The 11,448-nt window shown below is 56.7% G+C and carries 9 protein-coding genes; 7 read left to right on the top strand and 2 right to left on the bottom strand.

Features of this window, described 5'->3' with window-relative positions:
- Positions 1–18 precede the first annotated feature (18 nt).
- On the bottom strand, positions 19–1,386 hold the full coding sequence (locus DSM3645_RS09605; protein WP_002651937.1) for a GTP-binding protein: 1,368 nt from the start codon (positions 1,384–1,386) through the stop codon (positions 19–21).
- Positions 1,376–2,914 (bottom strand): YcjF family protein, encoded by a 1,539-nt coding sequence (locus tag DSM3645_RS09600; RefSeq protein WP_002651935.1) that lies wholly within the window; start codon positions 2,912–2,914, stop codon positions 1,376–1,378. The genes DSM3645_RS09605 and DSM3645_RS09600 overlap by 11 nt, the downstream gene beginning before the upstream one ends.
- A gap of 257 nt (positions 2,915–3,171) precedes the next feature.
- Between DSM3645_RS09600 and DSM3645_RS09595 the strand changes: the two genes are divergently transcribed.
- The 7 genes from DSM3645_RS09595 to DSM3645_RS09565 all read left to right on the top strand — a co-directional run bounded on the left by DSM3645_RS09595 (position 3,172) and on the right by DSM3645_RS09565 (position 11,356).
- Positions 3,172–4,272 carry an outer membrane protein assembly factor BamB family protein gene (locus DSM3645_RS09595; protein WP_002651934.1) on the top strand — a complete coding sequence of 367 codons (1,101 nt, stop codon included), beginning with the start codon at positions 3,172–3,174 and terminating at the stop codon, positions 4,270–4,272.
- 45 nt (positions 4,273–4,317) lie between these two features.
- Entirely contained in the window at positions 4,318–5,628 is a 1,311-nt protein-coding gene (locus tag DSM3645_RS09590; RefSeq protein WP_002651933.1) for a coproporphyrinogen-III oxidase family protein, read from the top strand.
- Positions 5,625–6,083, top strand: a complete 459-nt coding sequence (locus tag DSM3645_RS09585) for a glycine cleavage system protein H (protein WP_002651932.1) — start codon at positions 5,625–5,627, stop codon at positions 6,081–6,083. The genes DSM3645_RS09590 and DSM3645_RS09585 overlap by 4 nt, the downstream gene beginning before the upstream one ends.
- Before the next feature lie 4 nt (positions 6,084–6,087).
- Positions 6,088–7,194, top strand: coding sequence for an ATP-binding protein (locus DSM3645_RS09580; RefSeq protein WP_002651931.1), 1,107 nt, complete (start codon positions 6,088–6,090; stop codon positions 7,192–7,194).
- Positions 7,195–7,535: 341 nt separating this feature from the next.
- Positions 7,536–9,545, top strand: coding sequence for a peroxidase family protein (locus DSM3645_RS09575; protein WP_002651930.1), 2,010 nt, complete (start codon positions 7,536–7,538; stop codon positions 9,543–9,545).
- A 399-nt stretch (positions 9,546–9,944) separates the two neighbouring features.
- Positions 9,945–10,916 carry a DUF1559 domain-containing protein gene (locus DSM3645_RS09570; protein ID WP_040352350.1) on the top strand — a complete coding sequence of 324 codons (972 nt, stop codon included), beginning with the start codon at positions 9,945–9,947 and terminating at the stop codon, positions 10,914–10,916.
- On the top strand, positions 10,916–11,356 hold the full coding sequence (locus DSM3645_RS09565; protein ID WP_002651928.1) for a hypothetical protein: 441 nt from the start codon (positions 10,916–10,918) through the stop codon (positions 11,354–11,356). Before DSM3645_RS09570 ends, DSM3645_RS09565 begins: the two co-directional genes overlap by 1 nt.
- Positions 11,357–11,448 lie beyond the last annotated feature (92 nt).

The raw sequence follows: 11,448 nt of genomic DNA, 5'->3' as shown, positions 1-11,448 counted from the left end.
CCCCCGTTTTTCGTCCTGCTAATTGCTCGGATTCGCATGCTGATTAATCCGCAGCTTCTTCAAAATCTCATCTCGCAGATTTTGGATCACCGACTTGCGGTCAGTCTTCTCCAGAATCTTTTGCACGACCGACTTCGGTCCTTCGCTGCCCCATGACGCGCCATGCTCAAAGTAGTACTTGGCCGACTGACCAACGATGTACGATCCATAACCGGCCGCGGCGCCTTGCGGCAACACGGTGAGGACCGAGCCCCAGCCGAGCGTCACCGCTTTCAGGCTCCACATGATTGCGTGGGTCGTCAGTTCGCCCAGCGTTACCCAGCCGGCGGCTTGAAAGACCGACTTGACCAACTTCTCGGCGTTGGCCCAAGTCATTTCGATTCCGTAGATATGAGCCAAGTGCCAGACCATCGCAACGTCAACCGCTCCGCCGCCGATCACGTCGGCGATCGGCGCTGGATTGAACGCGACGGTCGTCGCTTTCACCACCGCGTAGCCCCAGATATGCTGATTGGCTCGGTCGTTGCGAATCTTTAGTTTCAGCGATGCGATTCGGTCCGACTTGTCGGCCGAGTACATCGCCGCGTTCAGCGCCAGCAGCGCCAGACCATCTTGCTCCAGCACTTCCAGCATTTTCATCTGCAGCGCTTCGATGTTCGGCTTCGGCTTGCGCCATTGACTGGTCGTCGTGCCGTTGGCCGCTTCGACAATGTATTCGACATCGCGCGGATCGGCCGACGTTTCGACAATATTCTCCGGCTGGATCACGCCGTCCAAACGTTGCGACAGTACTTCGTGCAGGCGTTTCCGTTGATCGGGTGAATACAGATCAACCTTGTTCAGCACCAGGATGATCGGTTTGTTGACCGCAGCGAGACTGACCAGCGCCGAGTATTCGGTCTCGTTCAAGTCCGAGTCGGTCACAAACAGCAGCATGTCGCTGCGCCGCGCCGCGTCTTGCGCCATCTCGCCGCGATGAGCGCCGCCCACTTCGTTGATGCCGGGCGTATCAATCAGCACAACTTCGCTACTGCCGAGTCCCGGAATGCGATAGCCGCAACCATCCCAAGCGACATGCCAAATCTCGCGGGTCCAACCTCCCTGAACGTCAACTTCGGTGACGGCCTGGCCGACCATCGCGTTGATCAGGGCCGACTTGCCGGTGCTGATTTCGCCAAAGACGACGATCTCGACGCGGCCGCTGGTCAGCTTCGATTCCATCTCTTGCATCTGTCGCAGGTCGCGGCGCAGCAAGTCTTTCTCTTGATCCGAGCAGCCGCGAAAGCGATCGAGCGTAATGCGAACCGAATCGAGCGCATGTTGATAGCGCTCGTCATCGACGTGCGGCGGCGGATCGGTCGTTTCGGGCGAACTGTCAGTCGACATATTGATTGCGGGCCTGTTGCACCAATTGGCGAAGGTAACTGAGTTGCGTCACGCGGCGCCATTCGCGCTCGGCCAGACCGGCAAGTCCCCCCTCCGGCTCGCGCATCTCGTGTTTGAAGTATTCCATAAAGACGTTGCCGATCCAGCGGGTCACCAGCGCCATCACCACCAAGTGCAGCGCGGCGCCGGCCAAATATCCGGCGCCGGGAACCGTCTTCAGCAACGAGGCGACCGCCGGCACGGCGATGTTCACCCCCAAGATGCCAAGCAGATTCTTCCCCAACTGTCCCATCAGTTGGACCGCAACGTCGATATCAACGTCTTGTTTATAAACTTTCGCCAGGTCGACCACCATTTTAGTCGAAATTGCAATTCCTGCGGCGATATCGACAAACGGCATTGGACTGAGCGCGGCCGAAGCGCCGCCGACTCCCCACATGTATTTGGTGACGATCTGATTGGCGCGGCGATCGAGCGCTTGCTCTACCTTCAAGCGCGCTTGGTCGACTAGCCCGCGAGATTGCAGCAGCAAGTTGGCCAGCAGTAAATCGCTGCCATCCTTTTTGACGACCTGCATCATCCGGCTGGCCAGCGGCTCAATCCCCACCGGCGCCGTAACTTCTTCTTCGATCTCGCTGCCGTCGGCCGCTATACGGATGCGACGACGCGTGGTCGCTCGAGCACGGACCGAGACGATATCTTCGCGACGGACGAAATCTTCGGCTTGTTTCGAGATCTGCTGCAATAGCTTCGCGCGGTCGGCGTCGTTGTAGAGGTCTTCTTTGTTGAAGCAGATAATCACCCGCTTTTCCATCTGACCTAGCAGTTCGAGCAAGCGGAACTCCGAATCACGCAACGGGCCATCGACCACCAACAGGATGATGTCGGCCGTTTTGGCCGACTCGGCGGCGATCGTCTGTCGCGTCTCGCCGTCAACTTCGCCCAGCCCCGGCGTGTCGACCAGGATCACCTGATTGTCGCCGACCCAGGGAATTTCGTTGCGCGTAACCGTGGTGCCGCCGGCGATCTCACTGGCGAACGCGTTGCGCCCGGCGAGCGCATTAAGCAGCGACGACTTCCCGCTGCTGATCGTGCCGAAAGCGACGATCTCTAACCGCTGATGATCGAGCTTGATTTCGAGCTTTTCGCGCAACGGGGCCAGTTGCTCGGCCAGATCGTCGTCCCCTGCTTCGGTTTGAAAGTCATCGATCGACGCGAGATTTTCGGACAATTCGTTGCGGCGCTCGTCGGCCGAAAGTTGGCTCGGATTGCGTTGGCGCCGTTCTTTACGCTGCGTCTTCAACCGTTTGGCCCGCACCAGACGATACAGAACCCAACTGGCCGCGCCGATAATCAGGACCGCTCCACCGATCACGCTGACCAGATAGGCGACCTGAGCCGTGCCCCCCAATTCGGCCGCTTCGCGATAGTAGGATGCGATCATCGACGGCAAATAGATCAGCCCTGCGCCAATAATCACCAGCGTGACAATGATCCAGAACGAATTAGGTAAGGGAAATCGCTTCATAGTAAAAACCGCATCCATCAGTGCGGTGAGGGAAACTCCTGAATTACGCCAATTTACGCCACTGGACGGGGGTAGTTCGTCGCGAATAGCTCAGTTTTGCCCGAATGTTGGGAAATTCACCAAAAATCAGCACCGTTGGTTGATAGCCTTATCGTTACAAACTGCTCTCGAAGAGCAAGCGTGTGCCATTAGCGTCTGCTTTTGGTAGAATAGAGAGTTGCCGCATCCCTTTTCCCGCCGCTGGAGCTTTCTACGCCATGTCTCGCATTTTGCCTGCGCTGATCATCGCGTTTTGCTGTGCGCCGCTCCAGGCCGATTGGCCCCTTTTCCGGGCGAATCCGGTCGCAAGCGGAGTTGCAGCCGAATCGTTGCCGGTCGATCTAGAGTTGCTCTGGACGTACTCGGTCGAAAAAGGCGCCTTCGAGGGGACCCCGGCCATCGTCGACAACGTCGTATATATCGGCGATTTGGATGGTGCGATCTACGCGTTGAATTTGGCGGACGGCAAAGAGATCTGGAAAAAGTCGATCGACACCGGCTTCTATGGTTCGCCCGCCTATCGCGACGGCAAGGTTTATCTGGGAGATATGGACGGTCTGCTCCATTGTCTTAGCGCCAAGACCGGCGACGTTTTGTGGACCTATGAAACCGGCGCCGAGATCAACGGCAGCGTCAACTTTTATCAAGACAAACTGCTGATCGGCTCGCAAGACGCGACCCTCTATTGTCTGACTGCGGCCGATGGCAAGTTGGTTTGGAAATACGAGATCGCCGATCAAATCCGCTGCATGCCGACCATCGTCGAAAACCGCGGCTTTGTCGCCGGCTGCGACTCGAAACTACACATCATCGATCTCGACAAAGGCGTCAGCGCAGCCAACGTACCGATTGACGCACCGACCGGCAGCACTCCCGCCGTCCAAGGCGACTTGGTCGTTTTTGGGACCGAAGGGGGTACGCTGTACGGCATCGACTGGAAACAAGCCAAAGTCAGTTGGACCTACGAAGACGACCGCGGACGCCAGGCGTTTCGCGCCAGCGCCGCCGTCACCGCCCAACTGGCGATCATCGGCGGACGCAACAAGCGTGTCGCCGCCGTCGATATGACCAATGGTAAGCAGCTTTGGACGTTTCCGACCCGCGGACGGATCGACAGTTCGCCGGTCATCGCCGGCGACAAGGTTTACTTTGGTTCGTCCGACGGAAAAGTTTACGGCTTGAAAATCAGCGACGGCTCCGCAGCATGGAGCTATGAAGCCGGCGGAAGTTTCACCGGCGGCCCCGCGGTCAGTGACGGCAAGTTGCTGATCGCCAGCGATGACGGCAACGTCTACTGCTTTGGTAAGAAATCAAATTAACAGCAACAGCGCGGCAAGTTCGCACGATTAACCCGCAGGAGCTTCATGGCCACCGATTCAGTCAAGACCGAGGTCGGCAGCTACTTCATCTCGAACTATCCTCCCTTTTCGCAGTGGAGCGAGGACTACATTCCCGATCTGCAACAGGCGCTTGCCAGCGAGCCGCGACCAGGCGTGCCGTTGGGTCTGTACCTGCATGTCCCATTCTGCCGTAAGCGATGCAAGTTCTGCTACTTCCGTGTTTATACCGACAAAAACGGCTCCGAAGTCGAGACTTACGTTTCGGCCTTAGTCGATGAGATCGAACTGGTCAGCAAACAAGCGGCGATGGGGGGACGACCGTTCCGTTTCGTCTACTTCGGCGGCGGCACTCCTTCGTTCCTCAGCCCCAAGCAATTGCAACGGCTCGAAGATCGCCTCCGCAAGAGCATCAGTTGGGATCAGGCCGAGGAAGTCACCTTTGAGTGCGAGCCCGGCACGCTGAGCGAGACCAAGGTCAAGACGCTCCGCGACATGGGCGTCACTCGGTTGAGCCTGGGAATCGAGAGCTTCTCCGACAAGATTCTAGAAGAGAACGGTCGCGCGCATCTTTCCAAAGAAGTCTACAAAGCGTGGGAGTGGATCGAGAAGGCGCAGTTTCCCAACGTCAACATCGATTTGATCGCCGGAATGGTCGGCGAGACCTGGGACACTTGGCGAGAAAACCTGGTCAAGACGCTGGAACTGTCGCCCGAGTGCGTCACCATCTATCAGATGGAGTTGCCGTTTAACACGGTCTATTCCAAAGACATCTTGGGGAACAAGATCGAAACGCCGGTCGCTGATTGGCCGACCAAGCGAGCTTGGGTCAGCTACGCGTTTGACGAACTGGCCAAAGCCGGCTACTCGCAGTCCAGCGCCTATACCATGATCAAAGACCCAACCAAGATCAGCTTCAGCTATCGCGACAACTTGTTTGGGGGCGCCGATCTGTTAGCGACGGGCGTCGCCAGCTTTGGGCACATCTCTGGCGTTCACTACCAGAACAAAACCGAATGGGCCGACTACACCGGCGACCTGCTAGAGAAGAAACAACTGCCGCTCAAACGCGCCTATCGACCGACGCCAGAGCAAATGTTGATTCGCGAAACGATCTTGCTGTTGAAACGCGGCTACCTGGACGTCGATTACTTCCAAACCAAATTTGGCGTCAACATCGTCGAGAAATGGCGGCCGATCTGGGACGAATATGTCGAAACCGGTCTGGCGACCGTCGACGGCAATCGGATCGAACTGACGCGCGACGGACTGCTGCGGGCCGACGGCCTGTTGCCTCCGTTCTTTGAAGAGCAACACCAGGGAGTTCGCTATACATGAGCGACGACTCTCTTGTCTTCATGATGGGCAAGTTCGAGACCAAGTTTCCGACTGATCGCCAATACGCCAAAAACCATACTTGGGCCGTTCGCGGCCAGCAAGGTTACCGCTTCGGCTTTACCGCCTACGCGGTCCGGTTGCTGCAAGACGTCTACTTTTTAGAGTGGAGCGTCGACGCGCCTAGCGCGTTGCGGCAAGGTCAGGAAATTGGCTTCATCGAGAGCAGCAAAGCCGAAAGCGATTTGTACGCTCCGCTGGCCGGTCAGCTGACAACGTTGAACCCGGCGCTGCTAAGCGACCCGTCGCAGATTAACCTGGACATGTATGGAACTGGGTGGCTGTACGAAATCGACGGCCCCGGCGACCAGTTAATGTCGCCGGAAGAATATCTGACGCACCTCGCAGGGGTGTGGGAAATTACCCAGCGCACAATCAAAGGCCAACTCAACGAGTAACCCCATGGCGAAAAAACTGACCGTCGTCCTCAGTCAAGGACAAAGCCAGAATCCGGCCAAACGGAACCTCGAAGAGGAAATCGTCGCCCGATTGCTGTTTGAGCCCGGCATCGAAGTGACGATCGTTCCCCATCTGTACGATCTAAAACCAGACGGCCCCGGGATGCTATGTCTCGAAGGAATTTCCGGCAACATGGTGATCATCTCGTGGATGTTCGAGCGGGCCGCGCGCTGGACGCTCGATCGCAACGGCATCCACGGCAAGATCGGGACGTCGCTGCTCACCTACGAAGTCGACGAGGATGAACTCGACGAGTTGGAAGACGAAGAAGAGAAAGCTGAAAAGCAGCGCGTCGCTGATTCGCGGCCCCCTTCCAACCGCTACATCTACTGCTTGGATCTGCGCGTCTCCAATAAAGTGGACGAATACGTCGAAGAGATCCAACGCATCGCCGCCGAGCAAACGCCGCAAGTGATGCAACTGGGCGGTTTGACGCTTGATCCTTCCCCATCGAACGGCAACGGCAACAGTAACGGCGAGATGTTCGGCGTAACGCCGCTGCAACAACTGCGGCACGATCACCCGACCAACGACACCTACGTGGGCGCAAATCACGAAGCGCCGATCGAGCCGATCCGGATCGAAGAAACCGGCGGCCGCCGCTGGTACCCGGTGATCGACTACAGCCGCTGCACCAATTGCATGGAATGCATCGACTTCTGTCTGTTCGGCGTGTACGGCGTCGACGGCATCGACACGATCCTGGTCGAACAGCCTGACAACTGCCGCAAAGGTTGCCCGGCGTGCAGCCGCGTTTGCCCCGAAAATGCGATCATCTTCCCGCAGCACAAAACGCCGACCATCGCCGGCAGCGATATCGTCGCCGAAGGGGGACTGAAGATCGACCTCTCGCAGCTCTTTGGCAAACCGGCCGAAGACCCCAACGCCGCCGACACCGCGATCCGCGAACGGGACGAACAACTGCTGCTCGCCGGCCGCGACGCCGTCGGCGCATCAGTCGGCATGCCCAAACGCCAAGCCGACAAGCCGGCGGAAGATCGGGATGAGCTGGATGATTTGATTGATGCGGTGGATGAGTTGGATATCTAATCAAACACGGCTTCGGATCCCACGTTTTTTCTTCGCACTCCGCAGCGCAATCCTTGAGGCTGCGCTATTTCTGTCGGGATTTGCGGTGCTTCAGCCGCCGCGTTGTCGCGTGCTATTCTGCGTGTTCGAATCCGATCTACGCACCAGAATATTTCTAACTTTCCTCTGCAAAACGGCAGACTCATTCGAAGATTTCCTCTACTATCTAACCCGTAGGGCAAGGCGGAACTCCGGAATGGAGAAGGAAAAACCCCATGAGAAGCAAACTGTCTCGCAGTACGCGCCGAGCGAACCTGGAAACCCTGGAACTGCGCCAACTTTTCGCTGTCGATGCGTTGTCCATGGCCCCAATCGACGATGCGTTGCTGGATTCTGGAACCGCAATTCCCACGACAACGATTGACGAGTTCCGTTCGATCGATGGGAGCGGGAACAATCTGGAAAATCCTGATCTCGGCAGCACCGATGAGCAATTCTTGCGCGCTGCGGACGCCGACTATGCCGATGGAATCTCGGAGCTCGCCGGGCCTGATCGTCCTAGCGCTCGCGAAATCAGCAACGCGATCGTCGCTCAAAATCCGGACACTTCTGGCAACGAGCGAGAACTCTCGGCGTTTGTCTACGTCTGGGGACAATTCCTGGATCATGATATCGATCTAACCGAGTCCGGCGATACCGAAGCAGCGCACGTCATCGTTCCGAACGGCGATCCCTACTTCGATCCCGACGGCGACGGCGATCACGTGATCTCGCTGTTCCGCTCGCTGTTTGATCCGACGACCGGCGACAGCGTCGACAATCCGCGCGAGCAGTTCAACTCAATCACCGCATTTGTCGACGGCTCCCAGGTGTATGGTTCCAGCCAAGAAGTCACCGATAGCCTGCGTACGTTTGCCGGAGGAATGCTGAAGACTAGCGAAGGAGACCTCTTGCCGCTCGACGAGTCAGGCTTCTTCTACGCCGGCGACATCCGCGCGAACGAGAACATCGAGCTTACCTCGCTGCAAACGTTGTTCGTGCGTGAGCATAACCAATGGGCCGAGCAAATCGCCGCGCAAGATCCCGTTCTCAGCGATGAAGAAATCTACCAGCAAGCGCGGGCGATCGTGATCGCCGAAATTCAGTCGATCACGTACAACGAATTCTTGCCGGCGCTGCTGGGCGAAGGCGCCATTGCCGACTACACCGGCTACGACTCGACCATAAATCCGAACATCGCCAATGAGTTTGCGACGGCCGCCTATCGATTAGGGCATAGTCTGCTGAACGATGACATCGAATTCTTCGGGAACGATGGCCGCGCCGTCGCCGACGAAGTTTCGCTGGCCCAAGCCTTTTTTAATCCCAGCCTTGTGCAAGAGCAAGGGATCGATTCGCTGCTCAAATACGCCGCGTCCTCGCAGTCGCAGGAATTGGATATTCAGATCGTTGACAGCCTGCGTAACTTTTTGTTTGGCGACCCCGGCGAAGGGGGATTGGACCTGGCGACACTCAACATTCAGCGTGGTCGCGATCATGGATTGGCCGACTATAACTCGGTGCGAGAAGCCTATGGATTGCCGCGGGTAACCAGCTTCGCCGAGATCACTTCGGACATCGAACTGCAGCAAACGCTGCAAGAACTATATGGGACGGTCGACAACATCGATCTGTGGGTCGGTGCGCTGGCCGAAGATCATGTCGAGGGAAGCAGTCTGGGCGAATTAAATCAGGCGATCATCGTCGATCAATTCACGCGTCTACGCGACGGCGATCGGTTCTACTACGAAAACACTTTCTCCTCCCAAGATGTTGAGCTGATTGAAAATACGACGCTGTCGGACATCATCCAGCGAAACACGACCGTCACCAATCTGCAAGACAACGTCTTCTTCATGTCGGCGTCGGTCTCCGGCACGGTCTTCGCAGACTCTGACCGATCGAATGGTCGTCACGATCATTCGCAAGGGCAAGCCGGCGTCACGGTGCTGTTACTCAACGATGAGGGAGAAGTGATCGACGAAACCGTCACCAACGCACAGGGCGCTTATCAGTTCACCAATTTTCAGGAAACCGGCGACTATCAAATTCTGACGCTGCTGCCAACGTCGCAAGGTCCGATCGCCAAAACGCAAGACGTTTTGATCTCGGTCGGCGGCCAAGTCGTCCGCAACGTCGACTTCGATAGAAACGCGCAATCGCGCCCCAACCACGATCGCCAGCAGCGTTACCACGACGACCGCCACCATCCGCATCCACATGACGATGCGTACGCATCTGACGACTCATTGGACCCCTTGGATGACTTGATCGACAACCTCGGGAGAGACCGCAATCGCCGCGATGCGCTACGTCGTTCACCATCTCGATAATGCGATTTCTTTACCTTGAAACAGAACGCCGCCGCAATCCCTGCGGCGTTCTTTTCGTCAAAATCAGATTCCGTTTGATTTCGGCTGATATCACGTTAGATATGACGCAACATCACAACCCCCTCTTTCTTGCACTACGGCCACCCCAAAAGCCCTGGAAGTTATTTAGCGACACGAACTATTTCAAATTCATTTCGCGATGTTTTCCTTTCGATTTCTCGCTCTATTGCTTAGAAGTTCTCAAGCAATTCCGATCCTCATTTCGCATTCACGGAACCTTCACGTTTGCCATTACACTTATGCGAATTGTGCGTGCGACGATTTGATGCAACCTGCATTATCACAGACGCATTGCGATGGAATTTGGCTTGAGTGGACAGAGGAAAAACGATGCAATTGATGGTAAAGCGTAACCGGGGATTTACCCTGGTCGAATTGTTAGTGGTGATCGCGATCATTGGCGTCTTAATCGCACTGTTGCTGCCGGCGGTTCAACAAGCGCGCGAAGCGGCGCGGCGAATTCAGTGCGTTAACCAGATGAAACAAATTGGTCTGGCGCTGCACAACTATCACGATACGCACAAGGGATTCCCGCCTGGCGGCATCGTGGCCGAAAAAGTCACCAAAGGCTTGGGCGATAACTGGTGCAATAGCGGATCGGCGACGCAGGGAGCGCCTTGGACGGTGTTGATTCTGCCGTTTATGGAAGAAGGGTCGCGCCACGACCAATACGACTTTAAGCTGCCGTTGTCGGCCTCGTTCACGAGCCAAGTATCGAGTTCGTCTCAGAACTATCCGCTTTGGTACGAACAGAACAACAAGTACCAATGTCCTTCCGATCCCGCATCCGGAAACGGCGTCAACAACTTGAACTATTTTGGCGTCCAAGGGGGCGGTTCCTCGAGCAACGTCAACTGCTCCGGCGGCAACTCGAACGTCTTCTTCGTGAACGGGATCATGTTCGCCAACTCGAACAGCAAGTTTCGTGACATCACCGACGGAACGACCAAGACGTTTCTGGTCGGCGAAACGAAGTACCATCTGACCGAATCCGGTACGACTTCCACGTTTTACTTGAGTTGGGCCTCGTCGATTCGACTCGGCACAGGCTCGACCATGCCGCATCCGGCGACGCTGGCCGGCACCTACGAGCCGATCAATTCGCGCATTCCGACCGGTGGCACAGTCCCCGCGTCCGGCGCCGATTCACGAACGGGCTACTCTCGCTTGTTCGGCAGTTTCCACCCCGGCGGCTGTAACATGTTGTTGGCCGACGCTTCGGTCGATTTCACAGCCGAAACGATCAACCTCGACATCTATCGTCAGTTGGGCATCCGCAACGATGGTCTGCCGATCGGAGGAACCGAATAGTGATTCAGTTGCTCCATCGAAAAGCAGCCTCCTTGGCGGCGCTGCTGTTGCTGGCGTCCTCGCTGACCGTCATCTGCGGATGCGGCGCCGGCGACATCGGCCCAGGAAAATATCAAGTCTCTGGCGTCATCACCTTCCAGGGGCAACCGTTGCCGGAAGGGGAGATCATCTTTGCTCCGGACGCTTCCGCCGGCAATCAAGGCCCGGCGTGCATCGCCTATGTCAAAGATGGAAAGTACTCGACCCAATACGGCAAAGGCCTGGTCGGCGGCGCCTACAAGATCGAAGTCGAGGGATTCGAAACCAAAGCGGAAGTCGACGTTGACGGCGAAACCATCGTAGCGCCGCTGTTTCGCACGTTCGTTACGACGCATGAGTTCCCGCAGGAGGATTCCACCTATGACTTAGAAGTGGAAGTCCCCAAAAAGAAAAGAAGATAACTCATCGCTAATTTCTCACGGCGGAGTAGTCTGAGATTGCCTCAGGCTGTCCGCCGTTTTTTTATTTCCGCCTGATAACTCTGAAGAGAAAC

Origin of the sequence: Blastopirellula marina DSM 3645 (genome assembly GCF_000153105.1) — a bacterium.
GTDB lineage: Bacteria > Planctomycetota > Planctomycetia > Pirellulales > Pirellulaceae > Blastopirellula > Blastopirellula marina.
Note: the sequence above shows the minus strand (reverse complement) of the source record. Positions and strands in the feature narration are given on the sequence as shown.

Bases quoted from the DNA above. Each gene is read 5' to 3' on its own strand.
- DSM3645_RS09605 (WP_002651937.1), bottom strand. From the start codon at position 1,386: ATGTCGACTGACAGTTCGCCCGAAACGACCGATCCGCCGCCGCACGTC.
- DSM3645_RS09600 (WP_002651935.1), bottom strand. From the start codon at position 2,914: ATGAAGCGATTTCCCTTACCTAATTCGTTCTGGATCATTGTCACGCTG.
- DSM3645_RS09595 (WP_002651934.1), top strand. From the start codon at position 3,172: ATGTCTCGCATTTTGCCTGCGCTGATCATCGCGTTTTGCTGTGCGCCG.
- DSM3645_RS09590 (WP_002651933.1), top strand. From the start codon at position 4,318: ATGGCCACCGATTCAGTCAAGACCGAGGTCGGCAGCTACTTCATCTCG.
- DSM3645_RS09585 (WP_002651932.1), top strand. From the start codon at position 5,625: ATGAGCGACGACTCTCTTGTCTTCATGATGGGCAAGTTCGAGACCAAG.
- DSM3645_RS09580 (WP_002651931.1), top strand. From the start codon at position 6,088: ATGGCGAAAAAACTGACCGTCGTCCTCAGTCAAGGACAAAGCCAGAAT.
- DSM3645_RS09575 (WP_002651930.1), top strand. From the start codon at position 7,536: ATGGCCCCAATCGACGATGCGTTGCTGGATTCTGGAACCGCAATTCCC.
- DSM3645_RS09570 (WP_040352350.1), top strand. From the start codon at position 9,945: ATGGTAAAGCGTAACCGGGGATTTACCCTGGTCGAATTGTTAGTGGTG.